A 24,800-nucleotide genomic window follows, 5' to 3' on the forward strand; every position below is an offset into this window, starting at 1 on the left:
ACTTGAAGCCAACTCTTGCTCTAAAATTGTCTCTAGGATTGCAGACTAATTAAAAAATTATGCGTGTTTTTCGTCAAATCATCGGAGTCGGAGTGGGCGCTGCAATTACTTTGGGCAACGCCGCACAGAGTGCTTCAGCACAGCCTCCGGCTCAGTCTCAGGACAGCTTGGCCCCTAGCAATCAGCTCGTCGAATTAGGGCCGAATGTTCGATCGACCTCGAACACAGCGGCAGAATCAGCATCACAGGCCGAACAGTCGATCGCCCTTAACCCTCAAACCAGTCCCGAGCAAGCATCAAAGCCTCAACAGGCTGCTCCGGCTTCCCCATCAACTCTGTCTCAGGCCGGTTCGACGCCTCTAAGAGGGTTGGAACCGACACAGACTCAGCAGCCTTCCCCGAACCCTCCCAACAATGTTCCTGTGCCCAGTTCCCCGGTACCAATTCTCCGGGGCACTCCGAACGAAAGTTTCCCCCCTCTCCCTCCGAGGGGCATTTTAGACACCAAGCCTCCGGCTTCCCTGGAACCCAACCCGAATCCCCTGCAGTTTCCGACAAACCCGGAGGATGTCAGGATCGAGCAAACAGAGTCAATTACCTTGCAGCAGGCGATCGACCTCGCCCGCCGCAACAGCCAAGTTTTGCAAATCGCCGGACAGCAAGTGGAACAAAGCAGAGCAGCTTTGCGCGAACAGCAAGCTGCTCTTTATCCAGACCTGAATTTTCAAATGGACGCCAGCCGTTCTGTGAGTGCCGGCGGAGAACTCCAAGTCCGGGCTCAGCAGCGTCGCCTCAACTCTGTGGCAAACCAAACCGGGCAGCCCGCCCCCCAAGCCCCCCCAAATTTAGGCAGCAACAGTCTCAACAGCGCTTTGCAGTTGAGCTATGATGTCGATTTGTTCGGAAGGCGGCGGGCTAACATCCGCGCGGCAGAGGAACAGTTGCGCCTTCGGGAACTGGATGTGGAACGCCAAGCCGAGCAACTCCGCTTCGATACTGCTGAGGCTTACTACACTTTGCAAAACGCGGACGGACAAGTTGCCATCCGCCAAGCTTCGGTCAGAAATGCCGAGCAAAGTTTGCGGGATGCCGAAGCTTTGGAACGGGCAGGGGTGGGAACCAGATTTGCTGTGTTGCAGGCTCAGGCAAATTTGGCTAACGAAGTGCAACAACTGTCAGTTGCCCGTCGCGATCAGCGAGTTGCCCAGCGGCGTCTGGCTGAGATTTTGAATGTCAGCCAGTCGGCGAACTTGACAGCGGCTGATCCGGTAGAGCAAGCGGGCTCTTGGAGGCTGTCTTTGGAAGAGAGTATCGTGCAGGCTTTTAGGAATCGCCCCGAGTTGGAACAGCAGTTGGTGCAGAGGGATATCAGCAAGCAGCAGAGGCGATCGATTCAGGCGGGGCGTTTGCCTCAACTTAGTGTTGGAGGTAGTTACAACGTGCAGGGACAAGACCCTGACGACCCCGCTCCGTTTATTCCTCGTGGGTGGGCCGATGGTTATTCGATCCGGGCGAGTCTGACTTGGAGTATCTTCGACGGGGGCGCGGCGAACGCCAGGGTAAAACAGCGGGAGGCTGATATTACGATCGCCGAAAGTCGATTCGACCAACTCCGCAATCAGGTGCGCCGGGAAGTAGAACAAGCTTATTTTGGCTTAGAGTCGAGTTTTGAGAATATCGAAACTTCGGAGGCGGGGGTTTTGCAGTCGAGGGAAGCTCTGCGTCTGGCGAGACTGCGGTTTCAAGCTGGTGTGGGTACTCAGACGGATGTGATTCAGGCGGAAACTGATTTGACTAGGGCTGAGAGAAACCGATTGTCGGCAATTGTCACGTACAACCTGGGGCTTTCGTCTCTTCAGCGGGCTGTGAGCAATCTTCCGACTAATAACCTCTCGGATGCTCCTTGACATTGAGTTGGGGCGAGCTTTAATTACCAGAAAAATTGGACATCCTGTATTAAACGTCTGACACATTCGTTAATATTTTGTAATAGAGTTCCATGTCAACTGCGTTAGGGAATCGGCAATGGCCAATATCAAGTTTGTGAAGGAAAATCAGGAAGTCATCGCAGCAGACGGAGCCAATTTGAGACTCAAAGCTCTAGAAAACCGCATCGATTTGTACACGTTTTCGGGAAAGCTCATGAATTGCGGGGGCATTGGTCAATGTGGCACCTGCATTGTGGAAATTGTCGAGGGCAGTGAAAATCTGTCGCCCCGCACTGACTTTGAGAACCGCAAGCTCAAGAAAAAGCCCGAAAACTATCGGTTGGCTTGTCAAGCTATGGTCAATGGCCAGGTGAGCGTGAAGACTAAACCGTAACTTTCAGAAGGCAGAAGGCTAGAGATGCTCTAATGCAGAAAGAAAGAAAAATGAAGAATGCAATAATTGTGTTTTTTTCCTATTTCACTGTATAATCACGCCTTTTGCCGACCTAGGAAAAGAAACTTGGTTTCTAGGACAAATAAGAGATTCGGCCGCGAGGCATCCAGGCAGAAAGCGGGTTTAGATGCTTGTCCGTCAGCTCTTCTTCTGTCTTCGAGTTTGCCTTTTGCCTTTGAGTGATATCCTAGTTGTGTGTGTTTTTCTATTTTCCGATAGAGGCGAGCGTCTTCATGGAAGTTAACGATTTAGGGTTTGTGGCAACCATTCTGTTTGTATTGGTTCCCAGTGTTTTTCTAATCATTCTGTACATTCAAACAGCTAGCCGTCAAGGTAGAAAAGATTAGCAACTGCTGCTATTTCTGTCAGGCGCAAGCTGCTTGCAAAAAAAAAGCGCCAACAGCTTTTTGCTGAGGCGCTTTTTTTATTAACTGTTGAGTGTTAGCTGCTAACTCTTAACGTTGACACTCTCAGGGCTGAAGCCACTGAGATTCTGCTGACAGAGGAAGCTTTAAGTCTTACTCTCGCTACGACCGTCAAACGCCGTCTACCTAGTCACCCACATTAAATTTAGGTTTCTAGCTACTTTTATTTTTTTAAAGCTTTCCGAGTCCATCGCTAAGCCAAAATGCGGTACGCTCAACAACCTGCTATTACTTGCCCTTTACTGTCATACTTTCATCAAATTTGCACTTGATCGTTGTTTCCAGGGGCGGGAATTTCTCCGTACTAGGATGTCTCAACACGTAGATGGTTGTTCTTACTCACTTCTCGATCAGAGTACAATATTTCAATAGAAATAGCAACAAAGAAAGACACGGGGACTGAATTCCCCCGTGCCGCTTCCCTCTCAGGGCTGAAGCCACTGAGTTTCCCGCATCCCGTATTAATTTTTATGAGATTCTAGCCGACTGTGCGGGCTAGCAAGACGGGACAGTTGGCGTAAACTCGCACGTAGTCTGATAGCGAATTTCCTAGGAGTCGATCGATATCCACAAAGTTTTTGGCAACATTGGGTCGCCGATCCGGGGAACCGATTACCAACAAGTCGGCATTCAAGTCGTCTGCAATCCGACAAATTTCTTCCCCTGGCTTGCCTGTAGCACTCACGCAGCGGTAGCTAACTCCCATTTGTTTCGCTAGTGCTACTGCCGGAGCTAATACGGGGTCTTTTTCAGCACTTGCTGTTAAATCTTCGCTGGCTTTTCCCGTCAAATCTTTGGTGACGTGTACTAAAATTATCTCTCCCCCGCTGACTTCTTTAACCAAAGATAGCGCAAGCTCTAATGACTGTTTGGCAGCTTCTGATTTGTCTACTGCCACCATGACGCGCTTGATTTTTTTGACGTAGATGTCGTCTTTTACTAACAACATCGGTCGGGATGTTAGCTGGAAAACGTACTGGCTGACAGAGTTTTCCAAAATCGATTGCAGCCGTCCGAGTCCCCGAGAACCCATAATTACTAAGTCGGATTGTTCTTCTTCTGCGACTTGGCAAACTGTGGTTTTCGGGTCTCCCTGTTTGAGCCGGGGGTTGACTTTGCTGGGATCTATTTTCAAAGACTGGACTGCTTGTGCTAAGATCTTTCCTCCTTCTTCCAACTTCTCGGCCATGCCATCAGAGGTTACTTGCGGCGGCACGACGTGCAAGACGGTGACAGAGGTTTGTTGCAAGGAAGGGATGTCCATCAACATATTAAACATCTCTTCGCACAAGCCGCGACCGGCGACGGCTACTAAAATTTTTTCTATCATGGTTTTGGCGGTAAAAACAGTTGAGTTTTCTTGTGCGACGTTAAACTAGGCCGTTGGTACTCTAGTTCGTTAATGTTAAGCATAGACCTGAAGTTTGTCTTATGATTTGTAGAAATGTAGCGTTTTGGAACGATTTGTAAAGTGTTAGAGAACGATCGAACTCAACCAGAACTCGCACCGGCTGGTGCTATTCAAAATCGGCCCGGGATGGACTCTGAGGGCTGGTTTGAATATTTGGTGCGAGTGTACCCTCATCATACTGACTACAGCGGTGTGGTTTGGCACGGGACTTATATTGCTTGGATGGAGGAGGCTAGGGTAGAAAGTTTGCGCTCTCTTGGCATCGAGTATGCAGACTGGGTGGCGCAGGGTTTGGAATTGCCCGTGGTGGAACTTTCGCTGCGCTACCACCGGGCTGTACAAATGGGTCAATCTGTGGCAGTCAGAACGCGGATCGCTGCTACCGAGGGTGTGCGGCTGCTTTGGGATTACGAAATTCGATCGGCTGATACTCAGGAGTTATATGTGACAGCACAGGTAACTTTGGTTGGTGTCGATCGTGACAAGAACAAGATTATCCGGCAATTGCCACCGGCGATAAAGGAGGCTTTGACGAGGCTTTCTGTTAAACCTTCAGCCTAAGCTGCTGTTAACTATAAAAAATAGTTGGTGCAGCCATAGTAAGTAGAGTGCGTGACTTTTGAGTCACTCCATTCGTCGCCCAAATTTTCTTTTGTCACGCACCCTACACAACTGCATTCTGCCTTCATTGGAACTTTTAATAATGTCAAAAAAACTGGGATTGCCAGAGCCAAATATTGAACTTCAGCGCAATATTTTGGAAAAAACCGAGTTAAACTCTGCCTTGACAACTGAAGACAAAACTATTGTTTCGGGAAAGCAAGACGGTTTAAATAACGGTGAATTAGCTGACAGTCAAGGCAAATTTTGGGCGATCGTATCGCTGTCTGCGGCGCTGCTAGCGGTGTCGCTGGCTGCGATTTTTATTAAGTTTAGCGAACGGGAAATCAGCCCGAATGCTACTGTTTTTAACCGTTTGTGGATAGCAACTGTAGTATTTGGAGTGTGGAATGGTGCTGATGCTGCGCGCCGCCGAATGTCTGGGGCCCAAGTAGAAGAGCGATCGAGCTACACTCTGCAAGATGTGATGCTGTTAACAGCCGTAGGCGTGGTTTCTTCTGCTTCTTTGGGTTTCTGGGCCTGGTCACTAACTCAGACTAATGTCGCTAATTCTACTGTACTGCGAAACTTAACTCCTTTATTTACTACTTTGGGGGGATGGCTGCTATTGGGGCGGCGCTTTGATAACAGGTTTTTGGTGGGACTGGCGGTGGCTTTGTGTGGTGCAATTGCGATCGGAATCGACGATTTGCAAACGGCGGGAGACACTCTTGTCGGCGACGTTGCTGCTCTTTTATCGGCGATGTTTTATGCAGGAAATCTGCTGATTGCAGAACATTTGCGAACGAAGTTTCCGGCGACAACTATATTGATGTGGCGCTGTTTTATTGGTAGTATATTGGTTTGGCCACTGGTTCTGCTGGCGGGCGATCAAGTTTTTCCTTATTCTTGGCAGGGATGGCTGGCTGTAATTGGTTTGGCGGTGATTTGTCAAGCTTTCGGCCAGGGACTGCTCATCCACAGTCTCGGTCGTTTGTCGTCGGGATTTGTCGCTCTTTTCCTGCTGCTAGAACCCGTGATTACTGCGATTATTGCTGGGGTGCTGTTTGCGGAAAGTTTGAGCTTGTTTAATTGGTTTGCTTTCTCGGTAGTTTTAGCGGGAATATATTTGGCAAAATCTAGCCGTTCGGCCGATAAAAAATAAAACACACAGGAAAAAATACTTAAATGATTCCAACATCAATTAGCCTGAATCGCTGGCATTATGACTTTAGTTTGCTGCCTCAATATTTGGAGGTGCTGTTTGCTAAATTGCGAATTGCTGTGGTGTTCGGCGGCAACTGCGATCGCCCTGGTTCTGTGATTTACAAAACTCACAATCCCCGCGCTTGGAAGAGTTACGAAGTGGTCGCCCGCGAGATTGCTAAAGCATTAGCAAAAATTGGCTTTCAGCAAGTCTTTGTCATGCCTGACGACATGAACTTGGCGGAACAACTAAAACAAAAAAATATCCATTTAGTGTGGCTGAATACTGGGGGAGTCCAGGGCTACAATCCTGTTTGTCACACTCCCGCATTGTTGGAAATGTTGGGAATGCCTTATGTCGGTCATAATCCTTTAAATAGTTCAACTTTAGATAACAAACACGCTTTTAAACGAGAACTGCAATCAGTCGGAATTAAAACCGCTCCCTTTATGACTTGGCATCCTTCTCAAGGGATTTTGGAGCCTAATTTGCATCAACGTTTTGCCATTGCATTCGGGGAGTATCAAGGGCCGTTTGTTGTCAAACCAGTATGCGGTCGCGCTTCGCTGCACGTTCATTTTGTAGACAAGGTTGAGGGTTTGTCTCAGGCGGTTTCGGAAGTTCACCGAGACACTCACAATACTGCTTTAATTGAAAAATATTTGCCGGGACGAGAATTTTGTGTAGCGGTCTGTGGCTATGTTACTTATGCTAAAGGCAGATTTGATAAACATACAAAACCCTTTGCTTTTTCGACTGTGGAGCGCGTGCTGGAGCCTGACGAACGTATCTTTACTTCTATGGATCAAAAGGCGATTACGGCAGATAGAGGGCGGTTGATGGGCGCTGATGAACCGGAACTCAAACAAAAGTTAATTGAGTTAGCTCGAAAAATTTATTGGGAGTTTAGTTTGAACAGTTTGGTGCGGATTGATGTCCGAAGTGATGCTGATGGCTCTCTTTATGTTTTGGAAGCAAATCCTAAACCGGATTTGAAACATCCAGGGGAAAATGTGACGAGTTTGGTAGCTTTAGGTTTGGCGGAATACGGGATGAGTTATAACGATTTAATTTTTAGTTTATTGGCGGATAGGTTGGATTATTTGTTGACTCAGCATATCGAAATTATTCCTCATATTGTGGATTTGCTTCATTAATCGGACTTGCAGGGTGCGCTGCACCTTACCTCTAAACAAAAGGGATTTGTAAAGAAATATAAATTGTTGAGCCAAGTGAACACAGGCTGACAAGTTGTGATAGCTTTGAGTAATATCAATTCCGGTTGCACTTCTCATGATTGTTGACTGTTGGCTGTTGACTGTTGGCTGTTGACTGTTGGCTGTTGACTGTTGGCTCGGAGTCAGAAGACTGAATGGTTGAGTGTTAACTGTTGACTCGATTTTATTATTCCGATGCAACCGGAAACGATATAAGATAGCGATTTGTGGATGTCCATTTTTTGGTCAGTATCAAAACAAGTCAATTTATTTTAATTAGATAAAACAAATGGAAGCATTACTTTTATTAATAGGCTTTGGAGGCGGGGCATTAGTCTGCTACCTAATTTTGAATAAGCGAAATTCACGCAATTTGGTGCGGATGCAGGGTTCGCAGGAGGCTATATCGAATTTGGCTGCTCAGTTGGATGCCCGAACTTCGGAATTGCGACAAAAAGTACAGAATGAAAATCAGCTAAATTCTGAATTGTCGCAGTTGCAGAGTCGGTTGGAAACTGTGACTCGCGAGCAAGAATTGTTAAACAATCAAGTGTCGGAAATGGAAGAATTTTTGGCAGGAATTGCCCAGGATCGATCGCAAATTGATGCTTTGATTGCGGATTTGCAGTTTCAACTAGAAAATGCTCAACAAGCTGAGTCGCAGTTAGCAGAAGTGGCCGAACTTAAAGATCAGTTAGAAGTTGCGGATCGGGAGCGATCGCAACTTAACGCTCAATTGCTGGAAATGCAAGCAGAGTTAGAGGCGGTGGATGCAGAACGTTCTCAATTTCACGCTCTGCTGTCGGAATTTGAGAGTCAGTTGGAAACGGCTAGCCAAAGCAGATTGCAGGTACAGTACCAGTTGTCGGAAATTCAAATTAAGTTCGATCGCTCCATTGAAGAGCGGCACCAACTTCAGTCTCAACTGTCGGGTTTGCAAACTCAACTGCAATTAGTCGAAGCAGAGCGATCGCAATTTACTTCGGAATTGTCAGAGCTACAAGCTCAATTGGACAGTGCAGAGCAAGAACGCGAAACACTCAACTCTCAATTGCAAACAGCTCGCGAACAAGCAAAGCAACCTCCGTTTGAATTATTAGAACTGCAAAGACAGTTAGAAGCAGCTAATGAGGAGAAAATGCAGTTAAACTCTCAAGTTCATGAATTACAACTTCAATCCGAAATGGTGGTTTTAGAGCGAGAGAGACTGCTGTCTGAGTTGTCAGAATTGGAGTCTCAGATACATCGCAAGGAGGGAGATAGCTCGCAACTCCAATCTCAGTTATCAGAACTGCAAGCTGAATTAGAAGCTGCTAACACAGAACGATCGCACCTTTATTCTCAACTCTCGGAATCCCAAAGTCAAATTGAGACAGCCCATCAGAATCAAACTCAACTTCAATCTCAAATCTCCCAGTTAGAACGCCAGTTAGAAAGTGTGCGTCAAACTCGCTCTGAATTAGAAGTTCAGCTAGAAAATGCCAACACAGAACGCTCGCAACTTTATTCTCAACTCTCCCAATTGCAAAGTCAAATCGAAACAGCCAACCCGAATCAAAATCAACTTCAATCTCAAATCTCTGAGTTAGAACACCAGTTAGAAATTGCGCGTCAAAATCGCTCTGAATTGGAATCTCAACTCACTTCTCAAATCTCCCAATTGCAAAGTGAAACGGAGACAGCAAATCAGAACCAAAATCAACTTCAATCTCAAATCTCCGAGTTAGAACACCAGTTAGAAAGTGTGCGTCAAAATCGCTCTGAATTGGAATCTCAACTCAATTCTCAAATCTCCCAATTGCAAAGTGAAATCGAGACAGCCAATCAGAATCAAAATCAACTTCAATCTCAAGTATCCGAGTTAGAAAATCAGCTAAATAGCCTGCGTCAAACTCGCTCTGAATTAGAAGTTCAGCTAGAAACTGCTAACACAGAACGATCGCAACTGTCTTCTCAACTCTCGGAAATTCAAAGTCAAGCCGAGACAGCCAATCAGAATCAAAATCAACTTGAATCTCAAATTTTTGAGTTAGAAAATCAGTTAGAGAGTGTGCGTCAAAGTCGCTCTGCATTGGAATCTCAGCTCACTTCTCAAATCTCCCAATTGCAAAGTGAAATCGAGACAGCCAATCAGAATCAAAATCAACTTCAATCTCAAGTATCCGACTTAGAAAGTCAGTTAGAAAGTGTGCGTCAAAGTCGCTCTGAATTGGAATCTCAGCTCACTTCTCAACTCTCGGAAACTCAAAGTCAAATCGAAACAGCTAATCAAAATCAAGCTCAACTTCAATCTCAAGTATCCGAGTTAGAACACCAGTTAGAAAGTGTTCGCCAAACTCGCTCTGAATTGGCATCTCAGCTAGAAACTGCTAACAGAGAACGATCGCACCTTTATTCTCAACTCTCGGAAACTCATAGTCAAATCGAGACAGCCAACCAGAATCAAGCTCAACTTCAATCTCAAGTATCCGAGTTAGAACATCAGCTAGAGACAGTTTATCAAGAACGCTTGCTGGTAACATCGCAACTTTCCGAAGCGGGCGATCGACAATCTGAGCATTTTGACTCGGAATCAGAGCAAATTAAAGCATCTACTTCAGATACCAAAGTTGGGAAGAGTCAAGGATTTGTTGTTTCTCAGCAGGGTGAAGGCGATTATACTACTATTAGCGAAGCGCTGAAAAATGCAGCACCGGGCACGCGCATTGACGTGCATCCAGGCGTTTACCGCGAAAGTCTAATTATCGACAAATCGGTAGAAATTATCGGCAGCGGAGATGTCGATCGCATTGTGGTTGAAAGTATCAACTCAAACTGCATTCAAATGGCAACTGACAGTGCTTTAGTGCGCGGTTTAACACTGAACGCAACTGGGAAATATTACACTGTAGATATTCGCAAAGGCGAGTTAATCATAGAAGACAGCGATATCACTTCTGCGGACTATTCTGTGGTGGGAATTTGCGGCCCCGATGCAAATTCTATCCTCCGCCGCAGTCAAATTCATGATGGGGTATGGAACGGAATTTTTATATCGGATCATGGGAAAGCAACGGTGGAAGATTGCAGTATTTTTGACAACGGCAGTTTGGGAATAGGTGTGGGATTGGGAGGAAAATTGATCGTGCGCCGGTGTCGGATTAATGGTAATGAAGGTGAGGCGATCGCCATTTACAGAGATGGCATTGCTACCGTGGAAGATAGCGATTTAACGGGCAATGCTGGGGGTGCTTGGCGCATTGCAGATAACGGATACCTGCGGGGCAAAGGCAATCAAGAATAGAAAAAGGAAGTTCGGCAACGGATAATGTAACGGATGTAACGGATGTAACGGATGTCAGGAAGAAGGCAGAAGGCAGAAGGCAGAGGGAAGAAGGAAGAGAAAAGAGGGAATAGAATTCCCAATTAGCAGTTCCCAATCCCCGATTGCCAATTACCAATTACCAATTACCAATTCTAAATGCCTAACAATCGAGCTGGATTGTGTTTCATCATCAAATCAATTTCGTGCGGGGAAATGCCTTGATTTATCAATTTTTTCACAAATAATTTGTAACCTTCCGCAGGTAAAGGATCGGGTTTTCTTCCCAAATCTGTACTCATAACAAAATGCTCGGCTCCTATTAGTTTAATCGCTGCTGCCATCTTACTAATAGAAACTTGATGCCAGTTTTTGTGTCCGTCATCAACGGCATTTTCTCCCATCAAATCGTTGACAAATGCGAGTTCTAGAAAAGCTCCCATCTGGGCGGCTGTTTGCATATTTTCTAGGGATAAACCGGGTACATCCGCCATTGCGTGGGTAATCAGGATGTTCTTAATGTTGAGCAGGTTGGCTGCACCGACAACCGCCATCACTTCTTCTGATGAAATATGACCGGTTTCCAATACCAAATTCTCTTTTGCTACAATCTTCAATACCGCTGCTGTTTCCGGTAAAACCTTGCCATTTTTCGCAACTTTAATCCCAATTCCCGACTTGTGAAAAACCTGCAAGTGATGCTCAGCATCAACCGTTGGTAGCCACACTACTTTACCGTATTTGCCGCCAATTCGGCGCATTGCTTCTACAGCATCGGGATTAAGGCCACCTACCGAATGATTGAGAACCACTCCCCCAAAAACTTCGATTTCTGGTACTATTTTATTAACCAAAACTGCCCGCGCTGCTGTACTCGCAAAGTGATTTTTCAATACCACAGCTTTCATCTTCGCCCTAGCAGCTAATTTCGCTACCTCAAAATCATCCAATCTGCGGGGAATCACATCAGGAGAAGAATGAATGTGAAAGTCGATCGCACTTTCGATCGTACTCTTTGGCAAATTGATTATCGGCGAATCTCCGACAGCATAAACTGGCAGACAAAACCAATAGCAAACCATCCAAACTAACGTAAAAAAAACAGCTTGCATTCCTCTCCTCTTCCCTTCTCCCCTCTGCGTTCTCTGCGCCCTCTGCGGTTCATCCCCTCTTAATCCTCTCAAATAAAAGATTGAATCGCATTTGCTAAAGCTGCTGCATTCTCTTCGTGCATACCCAAAGAACCGGGAATAACTCGCGATTCAACACCCGGTAATTCCGTTAATGCTTCCATTTCAGCCTTGGATTTGGGCGGCGCATTTTCAGCAACTACAACCATCACCGGTACTGCTAACTGTTTAAATTTATCTGTAAATTCCGATCGCACTTTTGCCGGATCTAAACCACCAGTCACAAAGGCAGCGGAACCGTATCTCGCGCCCGCTTTTTGCGTCACTTGCCATTTGGTTTGGATGAAATCCGGCGTGACTTTAGCTGCATCAACATAGACGTGGCGACGGTACATGAGACTGAGGAATGACGGCGCAGTGTTTAGTTTGTATAGGAATTGTCCCAGTAAGGGCGATCGTACTAATTCTCTCACGATTCCATGCCACCCGCTTTGCTGTTTGCTCATCGTCGGCAAAGGCCCACGCCAAGTCGGCGCAGCTAATACAATCTTTGACCAAACATTCGGCTGGGATTGCGCTAATTGCATCACATAACCCGCAGCGTGACCTGCTGCAACTACAGCAACAGGACTATTAAAATTTGCCTCAACAAAATCCTTGAGAAATTGATGATATAATTGCGGTTGATAGTCGGTTCGCGGGCGATCCGATTCGCCGAAACCCGGCCAATCTAAACTCACAACTTGAAAGTTAGAAGCTAACAATTCTGCCAAAGGACGCATTTCTTCTCGTGTGGAAACCGTACTAAAAGCCGGCAGCAGCAATACAGGGTTTCCCTGTCCTCTGGTTTCGTAAATAACTTTGATTTGCGTTTCTTTCCAATTCCAGAGATATTGTTGTACTGCGACGGGGTAGTTGCCAGAACCTGATTTTGTTAAATTTGTAGTTTGAGTCATGGCTGTTTATTCTTTTAATTTGCTTCGGCTTGCTTGCTCACTTCGCAAGCAAGGGCTTTGTTTCTCATCATTTGAAAGATGTTGTAAAATCCGTTAGCGCGGGAGGGTGTCAGGCTGACATTCAATCCCGTATCTTGAATAAAATCTGGGGTAACGCTGACGATTTCAGCAGGCGTCAATCCACTCAAACCTTCCACCAGTAAGCCAACTAATCCTTTGACTAACTGAGCGTCTGAATCGCCTTGAAACAATACTTTTCCTTCTGCCAAATTTGCAGTAACATAAACTTGCGACGCGCAGCCAGAAACCTTGTTTTCCGGCAGTTTATCGCTTTCAGGAAATGCTGGGAGTCTCTTGGCATACCACAGCAGTTGTTCGTAGCGCTGTTTGGGATCGGAATGTCGCTGAAAGCGCTGAACGATTTTAGCTAGGGCTGCGGGTAGCGCGGTGTTTGCGGACATGATTCACTCGTAGCGGTTTACTTCGTTAATATTATACATTTAATTTTGGCGGCGGGTGCGATCGCCTGCTCATCTGCTCCCACTGCAGCCGTCTTCAGGTGAATCGGTTATTGTTATTGTAGTTAACGAGTTCGAGCGTTAAAAACGCAGGAAATATGGTATTTCGTGCTGTTAATGAAGATTGTGGTGTAATGTAGTGAATCTGCAAAAAATCTGGCTAGAATATCGAGTTTTTCAGGCAATTGCATTCTTAGGATTGGGTTTGCTGTTAACCATCGTTCTTTCGCTTTCTTTTGGTGCGGTGCCGATGAGTACAGATCAATTGTGGCAAGCATTTCTGCACCGAGGTGATGCTGTCAATCAAACTATTTTGTGGGAATTGCGTTTGCCCAGAGTTGCGGCGGCGCTGACAGTTGGTGCGGCTTTAGGAATGTCGGGATCTTTGCTGCAAGGGTTACTCCGCAATGGTTTAGCCGATCCTTTTGTATTAGGAATTTCGGCTGGTGCAGGGTTGGTTGCGATTACCATGCTGACTTTGGGAATATTTCAAACTTGGGTGCCTTTGGCTGCTTGGATAGGTGCTATTTTCACTTCGATGCTGGTCTACTTTTTGGGAAAAACTAAAACCGGGATTTCTGTTGAACGTTTGGTTTTAGCTGGTGTGGCTGTAAGTTCTCTGTTTGGGGCAATACAAACTACACTGCTGCTGTTAGCTGAAGACAGCCGTTTGCAAGCTGCTTTGAATTGGTTAATCGGTAGTTTGAACGGTCGCGGTTGGTCGGATTTGCAGGTGGCTGCACCTTATATTTTGACTGCTTTGCTGTTAGGATGTTTTTTGGGTCGATCGATAAATTTGCTGGCTTTGGGCGACGATTTAGCTGTTGGTTTGGGGGTTTCGCTGGTACGATCGCGCTTATTGATTGGTGGTGTTGCTACTTTGCTAGCTGCGAGTGCTGTCAGCATCGGCGGATTGATTGGTTTTGTGGGATTGGTTGTGCCTCACGGGGTGCGTTTGTTGGTTGGTAATGATTATCGGTTTGTATTGCCGTTGAGTGCGATCGGCGGTGCTTGGGTGTTGACTTTTGCTGATTTTTTGGCTCGTTTGGGTGCGGTAGAATTGCCTGTGGGTACGGTTACGGCTTTGTTGGGTTCTCCGCTGTTTGTCTGGTTACTTTATCGGCGTTCTAGTCAGTAGTCATTAGTCATTAGTTATTAGTCATCAGTCATTAGTTATTAGTAACCAATGTCCCATGTCCCATGCCCCATGCCCCATGCCCAATTACCCATTACCAAAATATAATGTCTTTAGAAATTCAAAATTTAACTGGTGGTTACGGCGAAGTTGCGATCGCCCACAACATCACTTTATCTTTACAACCTGGTGAGTGGTTGAGTCTCATCGGTGCCAACGGTTCTGGTAAGTCTACTTTCTTGAAGTTAGTTAGCCGCATCCTAACTCCGCAGCAAGGAAGTGTGTTGCTTGATGGCAAGGCAATTCATACTCAACCTGCGGCTGTTGTCGCTCAAAAATTAGCGATTTTGCCGCAGCAGCAAACAGTACCTGAAGGTTTGACGGTAAGGCAATTAGTTAGTTTGGGGCGTTCTCCTCATCAGGGTTGGTGGCAGTGGGAATTGAGCAAGGAAGATGCGGAAAAGGTGGAAGTTGCGATCGGTCAAACTGGGATTGAGGAATTCCGCGATCGCCCCGTCGAACAACTCTCAGGAGGCGAACGCCAGCGCGCTTTCCTCGCCTTAGCTTTGGCTCAAAATCCGCAAGTTTTGCTATTAGATGAACCTACTACTTATTTAGATATTTGCTATCAGTTGCAATTGTTAGATTTGCTTAACAAACTAAATTTAAAACACAAATTGACGATTATTACGGTGCTGCATGAAATTAACTTAGCTGCTAGGTACAGTTCGCGGATTGCTATGTTAGATAAAGGAGAACTTTTTTGTGTAGGAACTCCCGCAGAAGTTTTAACTCCTGATAATTTAGCTCAGATTTTTGGCGTCGAAGCTATTATTTTAGAAACTTCTGTCGGCTTGCAGATTTGTGCGATCGCTCCCACTTTTCACACTTAATACTTTTATGATAAGTATAAGCTGTATCTTGCACTAAATTATCAATTTCTTCATAATTATTTCTATTAACTTATTGCCACAATCCGCTGTTCTATCTGAGTAGCACAGGCTTTAAACTATTGCTTAGTAGTGGTTCCAAAGGATCGAATAAAACTTAAGAGATACTTAAAAAATCATAATTCAGGCAATAAGCGCAGTTTTTTATACAAAATCTACCGTAAACTATTGATATTTAAATCATTAAGCGCTAAAGTGCGATCGCACTTCCCGTCAATTCTGTCTCAACCTGGTCTAAACTCGCTGTAAATCCAGCATAAACTATGTACAAAACTTTTTTTTCTCGTACCGCTATCCTGTTGCTGAGTTTAGCATTTACCGCTTGCTCCGCCGCCACTTCACCCCAAATTCAGCCATCAACTCCTGCTATTTCGCCAGCAAATCAACCGCAAAGAACTAACAGCGAATCAGCACAAAAAGTTGTAGCTTTAACACCTTTAACCGCCGATATTATCCATCAACTCGACTCAACCAAACTTGTAGGAATTCCCGGCAGCAAATTAGTCAGCAGCAACCCCAAATTTACAGGAATTACCGCAGTCACTGCCGAACGCACCCCTCCTAATTTGGAAAAAATCATCGCATTGAAACCGGATTTGGTGGTAGGTGCGTCGGGGTTTCATGACCAAACAATGCAAAAGTTGCAGCAGCTAGGAATAAAAACTTTACTCACTCAAGTTGATAGCTGGAAATCCCTAGAAGAGTTAACAACAACTTTAGCTAAATCCCTCAATACAAATCCCGAACCTCTGTTAAAACGCTACCAAACATTTTTAGCAGACATCCCAAATCAAAGCCCCGCCACTTTAGTTTTGGTAAGCAGAAAACCAATTTTATCGCCGAATCAAAGCAGTTGGGCTGGAGATTTGCTGGGTAAGTTTAACGTGAAAAATGTCGCAGCCCAATTGCAAGGAGATAGCCCCGTGCGAGGCTACGTAACGCTTTCAGCGGAAAAGGTTTTAGAGGCTAATCCCGAAGTAATCATTGTAGTCGATCGGGGAGAAGGAATTTTAGACCAATTTAAATCTGATTCATTTTGGAATCAACTAACGGCCACAAAAAATAATCGAGTTTACGTTTTTGACTACTACGGATTGGTCAACCCAGGTAGTATCGAAAAAATTGAGCAAGCAACTGCTCAACTTAAACAAGTTCTAGCTAAAAAGTAGAGGCCCGGTTTTGAGAGATAAAAAAACTCTATAAATTATGGAACAAATTGGCTACAATTTCTCTAAAAGTGAGAAAGCTAAAGGCATTCCAAAGCCCGCAGCGATCGGAAACCAGATTTTTGAGACTGACTCCCAATGGTGTCTGATCGCCCTCAAGAAGCTAGATCCAGAGGTGGCAAACCGCGCAACTGTCGCAGCGAGTTGATACACATCTGACAGTCGCAGCCAAACAGGGCCACAGCCGCATCGCTTTCTTCTTCCGAAAAATCCAGCATCGCCACCTGCTGATCATCAGGCCGCTGCCAACTGATTTTTACTTTAGAATTAGCAGCAGCTTTGGCGGGGAGGCGCACGCAAGTCAGACGCTGACTGTGGGGCGATCGCACGCAGCGGGGCGAATCAGCCGATTGGCTTGGTGTTTCACCAATTTGAGCGGGATTTGCGATCGCGCTCAAAGACATCACAGATCCAAACAGCGTGGGGCTTACCAATAAAGTGAGGAGTAATCTATTCATTTGTCGTCTTTAAGAACTTTAATGTATACAGTAACCGATTATCTGTTGCAATTCAACAAGGTTTTCGTCCGACATCAGTAAGATTTGGCGTTATGAAGGCTTAAAAGTCGAATATTTGTCGCCCAAATATCTAATAATTTTTCGGGTATTAGCAACAAGCATTTTCTGATAAGTATCACCTTTGCTTCCCAGTTTAAGATTTGTTGCAATTTTAGTAAGTTTAGCTTGCCAGTGATAACAAACTCTTCCAATATGGGTAAACTGATTTCAGCAAGGGTTACTCGAAGCAGCGAACAAGTTTACCTCAGAAACCAGGTGGGGAGTGATGAGTACAGTTTTAGTGGTGGAAGATTCCCGCAGCCAGCGGGAGTGCATTTCACATCAGTTGAGATGCAGCGGATTGAATGTAATTCAGGCATCGGACGGTGTGGAAGCGCTGGATAAAATTGAGAAAAATTGCCCCGATTTAGTATTATTAGATGTCATAATGCCCCGTCTAGACGGCTACGGGGTTTGTCGTTTAATTAAAGCTAATCCCGAAACTCGGAACATACCAGTGGTATTTTTAACAGGCAAGGGACAGCAGTTAGCTTTATTTGCGAGGTTCCAGGGCGATCGCGCCGAGGCTTATGTTAGCAAACCTTGGCAGCCGAGGGAACTTTTGGCAACGATCAAAAAAGTTTTGCTCAATGCCAATATTAAGTTCGATCGAGCTTCAGCCGACGCTTGGACAGAATACGGAATTTTAAACTTAAGTACAGTCGAACTGTATCAAAGCCATGCCGATGCTTGGACAAAGTACAGTTCCCAAATTATTAAATTGTACGATTCCAGCTTAGCAGCTTTCGAGCAAGCTTTGGCAATTGAACCGAGTCACTCGAATGCAAACAAGTATCGAAACCGAGTCCAGGCAATCCGGGCAATTTTGATGAAAAAATTAGAGCAAACTAAACCTTGCAAAGTCTGCGATTATTATTACGGTAAGGATGGCATCAATTGTGCGGTGCATCCTGCTGGGCGCCCTCAAGAACTGTGTCGCGATTGGGAATTTAATTAAACAAAGATGAAAACAAATAACCGCGCTAACTTAGAAAAGTTGCTGCAAGAAAGGAACGAGCATCCCGAAAGAATGGCGGAAATTGATGCGAAAATAAATGAAACTTTTCGCCAAAATTACGCAATTTTAGTAATGGATATGTCGGGATTTTCGCGCACGACAGTCCGCTACGGAATTATTCATTTTTTGGCAATGATTCACCGGATGCACGGAATTGTCAAACCGATAATTTCAGAATGCAGGGGCACTGTAGTAAAGGAGGAAGCAGACAATATTTTTGCAGTGTTTCCCGATGTAAAATCGGCGGTGGAAGCTGCGATCGACTCTTTGAAACAAACGGCGGCTGTCAACACGACACTGCCGCCGGATATGGATATTTACCTCTGCATTGGTATTGGCTGTGGCGATGTTTTAATGCTGGAAGGAGAGGATATGTACGGATCGGAATTTAATCTGGCATCTAAGCTGGGAGAGGATTTGGCGGAAAGGGGAGAGATTTTGCTTACCTCAGCAGCTTTTGAAAAGTTAGAAGGTGACAAGGAAGACTGGGAAAAAGTGGAACTTTCGGTTTCAGGTTTGGAGTTGGTGGCGTACAAGCGGCTGTAATCGGCTGAATTTCTGTTGTGTTCTCGTTTTTGGCCCGGCTGGAAAATGAGAACATGACTTGCGCCAGCCTTGACTAGAAACCCGGTTTCTTCGCAGATATCGGGCGACTAAGCCATTTTGGTAGAAACCGCGTTGATGAGGCTATATTCTTAGAGAATATCGAATTTAAATAAAATTTAAAATCAGATGATTGATGAACACAAAACTTGGCAATCTATTAATTTATCCGCTATTGGACAGCGGCTGGCTTGGCTACAGCAACAGCCAGACAAAGTTATTTTTTGCAAAGAGTCTGGTGTTCACTATGTTGCAGTCACAAAAGAGCGATCGCACATTAAGCTATCTTTAGTAGAAAAAGTAAATCGGCAAACAGATTTACTGCAATCTGTTTTCGATTTCCACAATCCTTTACATCTAGTGTCTGAATATACTCAGGCGATGATGTTGGGTTTAGTGTGGCAAAACCAACCTCAAAGAATCTATATGGCTGGATTTGGCGGCGGCAGAATTCCCTTAGTTTTGCACCACTATTTGCCGGAAACTATTATAGAATGTACGGATGTAGACCCGATCGCGATCGAAGCAGCTACACAGTGTTTTGGGGTAAAATTCGACGATCGGCTAACTGTAACAATTCAAGACGGCCGAGAGTATTTAGAGCAGCAAAAATCAGATACTCAGTACGATATCATTATGATCGACGTAGCTTTTGGCAACGGCTACTTTCCGCACCGCCTATCCACCAAAGAATTTTATCAAATCTGCGAAAAACACTTGTCAAACGAGGGAGTTGTGGTAGCAAATCTGCTGCACAGAGATCAGTTTTATGCCGAAAAAATCACGACTTTTCAAAGTGTGTTTTCTCAGGTGTGCCTGTGTGTTTGCCAGGAAAGTAATAGCATTTTGATTGGTAGCAACAGCCAGATTTTGGAGAAAGATGAGATTGTTGCTAAGGCAAAATATTTGCAAGATAGCTATCAATTTTCATTTCCATTAACAGACAGATCACAGGAAGTAAAATTAGGTAGAGAATTGGCGGAAGCTATACCTAATTTAGACAAAGCTCAAATTTTGCTTGACGATTCGCCGCCCGCTGGTTATTTTGATTGCTGGTTATTCTGATATTTATAATAAGTCCGGGTTTACTCTTTGTGGAACACGCCTGAAAGCCTGTTGCTGATACGAAGTTGAGATCACCCAGGGATTGAAAGAGACTGCGGGATAGAATTGCTCTCAGATTGCGATCGGATATAACCATCGACAATAAGGCAAATGAAAACACGGGATTGCCGTTTCCCTACCACCAAATAATCAATCTTCCTCGATAAGAGATGTAACAATCGCCCGATTAATTGCAGGGAAACCGCACGGCGTCGTCTCCTGACTGTAGGTAATATCAATTCCGATGCCACCGGATTTGATATAACTCCTATTTCATATATTCAACCATCTGCTGTTCCAGCTTAGCCAACAATGTATCAACATCTGTTGCAGCTTCCTCAAAACAAACAGGAGGTTCAGGCTTAGGTTCAAAAAGAATCAACTTAATTTGACCTTCACCGATCGCCAAAATCGCCACTTCCTTCTCAGGCTTGTGAGCGTTCAACACACCTACAACTTCCTGAATATGACTTTTTACTTGACGGTTCAACTCCTCAACCGCCTCTTTCTTACAATACACAAAACGCGCAGTTTCTGCAACATCAATTGCCAAAATCTCCTCGCTTTCCTCTCCCCTTTCCAGAAATAGCCCCCAAGCCAAAGCAGCCAATTCATGTTGATTAGCTTTCACAAATTTATCTAATTTCCGACTCCAGCTATTTTCGTTGGGTTTAGACTCAGGGCTATCAAATAGAAACATTTTCTCTTCTTGTTTGTATAAACTAATATTTTACAGTCAGTTGTCAGTTAGCAGTTGGCAGTTGGCAGTTGGCAGTTGGCAGTTGACTGTTGTCATTAGTTACCCATGCCCAATGGCCCATCCCCAATTACAAATTAGCAATTCCCAATTACCCAAAACCGCTGCGTTTCTATCTTATACCAGATTGCACGCGCCAGAGCGCCGCATAAATTCCGTCCTGTTCGATCAGTTGTTCGTGCTGCCCCGATTCTACCACCAGCCCCTCTTCCATGACACAAATGCAATCGGCATTGCGGACAGTAGAAAGACGGTGGGCGATCGCAATTGTAGTGCGATTTTTGGTAATTCGTTCGAGCGATCGCTGAATTGCCGCCTCAGTCTCGTTATCCACCGCTGAAGTAGCTTCATCAAGAATCAAAATCGGCGGATTCTTCAAAACAGCCCGTGCAATTGCAATTCGCTGCCGCTGACCCCCCGACAATTTTTGACCGCGTTCCCCTACAATAGTGTTGTAACCGTCCGGCAATTGTACGATAAACTCGTGAGCCTCCGCAATTTTCGCAGCATTTACTATCTCTCGATTGTTAGCCTCAAAACTGCCGTAAGCAATATTTTCAGCCACCGTACCGTGAAATAAAAACACATCTTGACTCACCAATCCGATCGCTCTCCGTAAATCTTTTAAATTCAGGTTATTTAATTCTATACCGTCGAGATAAATATTGCCATACTGTACCTCGTACAGCCTCAAGATTAGTTTCACCAGCGTACTTTTGCCCGAACCAGTAGCGCCAACAATCGCAGTAGTTTTGCCCGCCGGCAGAGTCAACGAAAAATACTGCAAAATCGGCTTTCTGTGATTGTAAGAAAAAGTAACATTTTTAAATTCCAACTCACCCTTAATCGAACTAACAGGCCGCCGAATATCACCCGTGCGAATTGCGATCGGAGTATCCAACAAATTCATCACCCGATTAGTAGAAGCCATTGCGCGCTGGTATTGATCCAGAGTATCTCCCAGGCGAGTCAGCGGCCACAGCAACCGCTGGGTTAAAAACACCAAAACGCTGTAAGTCCCCACAGACAACCGGCCCGCCACCACCTCCAAACCGCCCAGAAATAGTGTTGCAATAAACCCCAAGAAAATCACAACCCGAATTAGCGGAATAAAAGCTGCCGAAAGTGCGATCGCCCGTCGGTTGCTTTGGCGGTAAGCTTGGCTTTGTGCTTCGATACGCTGAATTTCATAATCTTCGGAAGTAAAACTTTTAATAGTAGTAATTCCCATCAAATTATTCGACAGTTGCCCGTTCAGGAAACTCACTTTTTCCCGCACATCAGCATAGAGAGGAGCGAGGCGATCTTGAAAGGCGATCGAACCCCAAATAATAAAAGGTATCGGCAGCATTGACAGCCCAGCAACACCAGGAGATGCAGCAAAAAAAGCCGCGCCAATCACAACAACAGTGGTAATTACCTGAATTACCTCATTAGCACCGTCGTCCAAAAAACGTTCGAGTTGATTGATATCATCATTGAGAATAGAAATCAAACCGCCCGTGCTGCGTTCTTCAAAATAAGCTAATTCTAATTCCTGCAAATGACTGTAAGCTTCCAGACGCAAATCGTGTTCAATATCCTGAGCCAAATTGCGCCACAAATAATCATAGGCATATTCAAAAAGAGATTCCAACGTCCAAACAACCGCGCTCAAAAGAGTGATAATTGCCAGTTGCCAAAAGACATCTTTTATGCCCCACTGAGCGAGGATAGAATCTTGCTGTTTCACCACCACATCAACGGCAATACCGATTAATGCTGGCGGCGCTAAATCAAAGAATTTATTCAGCAGCGAACAGATACTGGCCAGCCAAGCTTTCAGGCGGTAGCGGCGCCCGTACTTCATCAGCCGCTTTAGGGGATGGACAGGTTTTGATGGATTTGGTGATACTTGAGAATCATTCATAGGGCATGGGGCATCGGAAATAGGGCCGAGAATTAAAAATTAGTAGGGTGCTCGGCGCGCACCTTACCCTTGTTTAATTTTTAATTCTCAAATGCCCCGTTCCTAGGCTTTAAACGTTAACACTGGCTTCACTCTAACAATTCTAGATTTTAAAGCGACAAAAAATTAAACACTACCAAAATATACTAAGGTGTCCTACCGGACGGGTGGCGGAATTTTTGCAGGGGCCGAATTATATATTTGACACTTCGCCGGAAATCTTGCGGCCCCTGACAAAAACCCCGCTGGAAATTAGATTTTAGATTTTAGATTGAACAAGCTCGAGCACAAGTTCCTTGAACAACAACTTAACAGCTTTAGCCGCCACACGCGATCGCACTAACCGCACCGGCCGACCGCTGAGTTTTTCCGCATCCATGATTGCACCGAGCTGATCGCCAATGTCATTATGAAGTCGAGCGCGAACTGGTTCAATCCTAGTGAATATCCATTGCCAGAGCGCGCGCCGACACAAATCACTACCACCACTGACCTTGGATTTTTGCAAATCACCGCTGGACTCTTGAGATGGAGCGTACCCCAAAGCCTTACAAAATCGCCGAAGTGACAAATGCCGCTTAGTCGGCTTACCAGAATTTCGGCCTTTACGAATCTTCACATCTGGTTTGCCGTCGAGCAGATAATTCTCAAATGGGTATATTTGCGACAATAGAAGAGCCTCAACGCGGCGACCAAACCCAAAACGGGCAAAAACTTTGCGGTAAGGCAAAAACTGCGGCTCTCCAACTAACTTAGAAAGTTCAAATTCTAAAACCATCTCTTCTCGCTGAATGTCACAGATGCGGGCAGCGTGACGACAAAGTTCATCAGTCAAACCCAATCCAATCGACTTTTCCAAAAGCAAATCGTACTTAACAGACTGTCTCTGACCGCAGAGCCAACCCCACAACAAAGGAACTTTTTCACCCAGTCGCACCGATCGCACGAGCGCCACCTCTGGAAACTGCCAGGCCAAATCTTGACGAGCACGGTTAATAATAGGTGACTGCACGCGATTCAAATGAGACAGTCGCAAAACTAAACGGCGAATTTCGACAATCGTTTGCGATCGCACTTGAACAAATCGCCGGGGAACTTCAAGAAAATCCCAACCGTAAATCGCCAGGGCAAGAGCATCGGCATCATCATCTTTATCAGGCAGTCCGAGATGGTGCTCGCGAAAACTTCTCAATTCCTTATGACCGACTAGCCGCACTTCCACACCGACCCGCGCAAGCTGAGTTCCCCAGAGACGAGAATAATTAACCCCGGTGGGCTCCATCACTGCGATCGTATTAGATACATCGCCACCAATCAATGCCAGCAATCCACGAATCCCAAAAGCTGTAGCATCAAACTTGTGAAAGTCATAATCATAATAAAATTGTCGAGGTTCAGTTGGCTTCTGCGTTAAAAGACAAGCAGAAACTGAGGCCTTGCTAACGTCAAGTCCAATAATTTGCATTAAATTTTTACAGGTGATAGTTTCCAAATCCCCATAGCAAAGCTTATGAATCACCCAAAGGCCAGAAGCCTAATTCACTCTTAAAGCTATAAATTGCAGGGGAAGATTGCAATCAATCAAGAAATAGCCGAGCTTATGAAGCCAGAAAAGCCATTACAGCTTGTTTCATTTTTAAAGCCCTAAACTATAACTTAATTAATTGACGGATGATTTGGACTCAATCCGCTACTCAAAATGAGTTTCGGCCGCTAAGTCACACAGCCATCATCAGGCGGTTATTCAGAAGAAAAAGGAATAAAACCAGCAAAATTGTGCCAAGCTTCAAAAGAATTCTGAGCTTGAGTCAAAACATTACCAGAAACAGCATTGTCCCAGTCAAAATCACGGGAAACATCCAAAATCTTGGGCGGCTTAATTACTAAGAACTCCCCCAATAAATCCTCCAAAAACCAATCATCCAAGCACAAAATATCCCAGATTTGAGTAAGAGACTTAAACTTACGGACGCGCTGACCTAAACTAAGAAGCCAACCACCACCAGGATGCTTACATAAATCAAAACAAGCAGCCTGAGCAAGTGCTAAAACTCTTTTAAAACTGGGGCGAGCAACAGGATTGATATCTTTAGCTCTATTAATAGTTTCAGTTTGAGAACGGATGCGAAATTGCATCTGCTCATTGTCCTCACGAAGCCGTGCAATCTCAGCTTGAGCAGCAGCTAACTGAGATTGCAAGTCAAATTGTTGTTCCATATCAAAACTCATGAAAAGTACCTTCAGAATCAAAAGGGATAGAGTCAATCTCTTCCTCCGCAACAACTTCAGAAACAGATTTGAAAACTATAGGCTTATCACCGATAAGCAAAGAGCGAGAGGTAGGGTCAATATGCA

Annotated in this window: 22 protein-coding genes; 13 read left to right on the forward strand and 9 right to left on the reverse strand. The window is 45.1% G+C overall.

What is annotated here, in order from left to right; all coding sequences use genetic code 11:
• Nucleotides 1-59: 59 nt before the first annotated feature.
• From QUB37_RS17015 to psbM, 3 genes are all read left to right on the forward strand, one after another.
• Nucleotides 60-1,907 carry a TolC family protein gene (locus QUB37_RS17015; RefSeq protein ID WP_333164046.1) on the forward strand — a complete coding sequence of 616 codons (1,848 nt, stop codon included), beginning with the start codon at nucleotides 60-62 and terminating at the stop codon, nucleotides 1,905-1,907.
• Between the two features lie 118 nt (nucleotides 1,908-2,025).
• Nucleotides 2,026-2,322 carry a 2Fe-2S iron-sulfur cluster-binding protein gene (locus tag QUB37_RS17020; protein ID WP_006631487.1) on the forward strand — a complete coding sequence of 99 codons (297 nt, stop codon included), beginning with the start codon at nucleotides 2,026-2,028 and terminating at the stop codon, nucleotides 2,320-2,322.
• Between the two features lie 293 nt (nucleotides 2,323-2,615).
• A complete protein-coding gene (gene psbM / locus QUB37_RS17025; RefSeq protein WP_015177760.1) occupies nucleotides 2,616-2,729 on the forward strand; it encodes a photosystem II reaction center protein PsbM in 114 nt (37 codons plus the stop codon).
• A 556-nt stretch (nucleotides 2,730-3,285) separates the two neighbouring features.
• Here the strand turns inward: psbM and QUB37_RS17030 are convergent.
• Entirely contained in the window at nucleotides 3,286-4,137 is an 852-nt protein-coding gene (locus QUB37_RS17030; RefSeq protein WP_333164049.1) for a universal stress protein, read from the reverse strand.
• A 141-nt stretch (nucleotides 4,138-4,278) separates the two neighbouring features.
• Between QUB37_RS17030 and QUB37_RS17035 the strand changes: the two genes are divergently transcribed.
• From QUB37_RS17035 to QUB37_RS17050, 4 genes are all read left to right on the forward strand, one after another.
• Nucleotides 4,279-4,779: a thioesterase family protein gene (locus QUB37_RS17035; protein ID WP_333164051.1), complete on the forward strand. Its 501-nt coding sequence runs from the start codon at nucleotides 4,279-4,281 to the stop codon at nucleotides 4,777-4,779.
• 142 nt (nucleotides 4,780-4,921) lie between these two features.
• Complete coding sequence (locus tag QUB37_RS17040) at nucleotides 4,922-5,983, forward strand: DMT family transporter (RefSeq protein ID WP_333164053.1); 1,062 nt, start codon at nucleotides 4,922-4,924, stop codon at nucleotides 5,981-5,983.
• Between the two features lie 23 nt (nucleotides 5,984-6,006).
• Nucleotides 6,007-7,182, forward strand: coding sequence for an ATP-grasp domain-containing protein (locus tag QUB37_RS17045; protein WP_333164055.1), 1,176 nt, complete (start codon nucleotides 6,007-6,009; stop codon nucleotides 7,180-7,182).
• A gap of 349 nt (nucleotides 7,183-7,531) precedes the next feature.
• Complete coding sequence (locus QUB37_RS17050; protein ID WP_333164057.1) at nucleotides 7,532-10,525, forward strand: right-handed parallel beta-helix repeat-containing protein; 2,994 nt, start codon at nucleotides 7,532-7,534, stop codon at nucleotides 10,523-10,525.
• Between the two features lie 173 nt (nucleotides 10,526-10,698).
• On the opposite strand, the gene QUB37_RS17055 is transcribed toward QUB37_RS17050, so the two are convergent.
• The 3 genes from QUB37_RS17055 to QUB37_RS17065 all read right to left on the reverse strand — a co-directional run bounded on the left by QUB37_RS17055 (nucleotide 10,699) and on the right by QUB37_RS17065 (nucleotide 13,090).
• Nucleotides 10,699-11,655: a DUF6282 family protein gene (locus QUB37_RS17055; RefSeq protein ID WP_333164059.1), complete on the reverse strand. Its 957-nt coding sequence runs from the start codon at nucleotides 11,653-11,655 to the stop codon at nucleotides 10,699-10,701.
• A 68-nt stretch (nucleotides 11,656-11,723) separates the two neighbouring features.
• Nucleotides 11,724-12,629, reverse strand: coding sequence for an alpha/beta hydrolase (locus tag QUB37_RS17060; RefSeq protein ID WP_333164062.1), 906 nt, complete (start codon nucleotides 12,627-12,629; stop codon nucleotides 11,724-11,726).
• Nucleotides 12,630-12,643: 14 nt separating this feature from the next.
• Nucleotides 12,644-13,090, reverse strand: coding sequence for a SufE family protein (locus QUB37_RS17065; RefSeq protein WP_333164065.1), 447 nt, complete (start codon nucleotides 13,088-13,090; stop codon nucleotides 12,644-12,646).
• A gap of 196 nt (nucleotides 13,091-13,286) precedes the next feature.
• Here QUB37_RS17065 and QUB37_RS17070 point away from each other — a divergent pair, with 196 nt between their 5' ends.
• The 3 genes from QUB37_RS17070 (at nucleotide 13,287) to QUB37_RS17080 (ending at nucleotide 16,401) form a co-directional block, all read left to right on the forward strand.
• A complete protein-coding gene (locus QUB37_RS17070) occupies nucleotides 13,287-14,285 on the forward strand; it encodes an iron ABC transporter permease (RefSeq protein WP_333164067.1) in 999 nt (332 codons plus the stop codon).
• A gap of 104 nt (nucleotides 14,286-14,389) precedes the next feature.
• Nucleotides 14,390-15,175 carry an ABC transporter ATP-binding protein gene (locus tag QUB37_RS17075; RefSeq protein ID WP_333164071.1) on the forward strand — a complete coding sequence of 262 codons (786 nt, stop codon included), beginning with the start codon at nucleotides 14,390-14,392 and terminating at the stop codon, nucleotides 15,173-15,175.
• 320 nt (nucleotides 15,176-15,495) lie between these two features.
• Nucleotides 15,496-16,401, forward strand: coding sequence for an ABC transporter substrate-binding protein (locus tag QUB37_RS17080; protein ID WP_333164074.1), 906 nt, complete (start codon nucleotides 15,496-15,498; stop codon nucleotides 16,399-16,401).
• 152 nt (nucleotides 16,402-16,553) lie between these two features.
• On the opposite strand, the gene QUB37_RS17085 is transcribed toward QUB37_RS17080, so the two are convergent.
• A complete protein-coding gene (locus QUB37_RS17085; protein ID WP_333164076.1) occupies nucleotides 16,554-16,916 on the reverse strand; it encodes a hypothetical protein in 363 nt (120 codons plus the stop codon).
• Between the two features lie 325 nt (nucleotides 16,917-17,241).
• Between QUB37_RS17085 and QUB37_RS17090 the strand changes: the two genes are divergently transcribed.
• The 3 genes from QUB37_RS17090 to QUB37_RS17100 all read left to right on the forward strand — a co-directional run bounded on the left by QUB37_RS17090 (nucleotide 17,242) and on the right by QUB37_RS17100 (nucleotide 19,701).
• Entirely contained in the window at nucleotides 17,242-17,973 is a 732-nt protein-coding gene (locus QUB37_RS17090; RefSeq protein WP_333164079.1) for a response regulator, read from the forward strand.
• Between the two features lie 6 nt (nucleotides 17,974-17,979).
• Nucleotides 17,980-18,579, forward strand: coding sequence for an adenylate/guanylate cyclase domain-containing protein (locus QUB37_RS17095; protein ID WP_333164081.1), 600 nt, complete (start codon nucleotides 17,980-17,982; stop codon nucleotides 18,577-18,579).
• Nucleotides 18,580-18,765: 186 nt separating this feature from the next.
• Nucleotides 18,766-19,701 (forward strand): fused MFS/spermidine synthase, encoded by a 936-nt coding sequence (locus tag QUB37_RS17100; protein ID WP_333164083.1) that lies wholly within the window; start codon nucleotides 18,766-18,768, stop codon nucleotides 19,699-19,701.
• A gap of 307 nt (nucleotides 19,702-20,008) precedes the next feature.
• On the opposite strand, the gene ccmS is transcribed toward QUB37_RS17100, so the two are convergent.
• The 4 genes from ccmS to QUB37_RS17120 form a co-directional block, all read right to left on the reverse strand.
• Nucleotides 20,009-20,440: a beta-carboxysome assembly chaperone CcmS gene (ccmS, locus tag QUB37_RS17105; RefSeq protein WP_333164086.1), complete on the reverse strand. Its 432-nt coding sequence runs from the start codon at nucleotides 20,438-20,440 to the stop codon at nucleotides 20,009-20,011.
• Nucleotides 20,441-20,609: 169 nt separating this feature from the next.
• Complete coding sequence (locus QUB37_RS17110) at nucleotides 20,610-22,406, reverse strand: ABC transporter ATP-binding protein (protein WP_333164087.1); 1,797 nt, start codon at nucleotides 22,404-22,406, stop codon at nucleotides 20,610-20,612.
• A gap of 298 nt (nucleotides 22,407-22,704) precedes the next feature.
• Nucleotides 22,705-23,910: an IS110 family transposase gene (locus tag QUB37_RS17115; protein ID WP_333164089.1), complete on the reverse strand. Its 1,206-nt coding sequence runs from the start codon at nucleotides 23,908-23,910 to the stop codon at nucleotides 22,705-22,707.
• 275 nt (nucleotides 23,911-24,185) lie between these two features.
• Nucleotides 24,186-24,662 carry a hypothetical protein gene (locus QUB37_RS17120; RefSeq protein WP_333164091.1) on the reverse strand — a complete coding sequence of 159 codons (477 nt, stop codon included), beginning with the start codon at nucleotides 24,660-24,662 and terminating at the stop codon, nucleotides 24,186-24,188.
• Nucleotides 24,663-24,800: the final 138 nt, after the last annotated feature.

It is taken from the genome of Microcoleus sp. AT3-A2 (genome assembly GCF_036705685.1).
In the GTDB taxonomy this organism is placed as follows: domain Bacteria; phylum Cyanobacteriota; class Cyanobacteriia; order Cyanobacteriales; family Microcoleaceae; genus Microcoleus.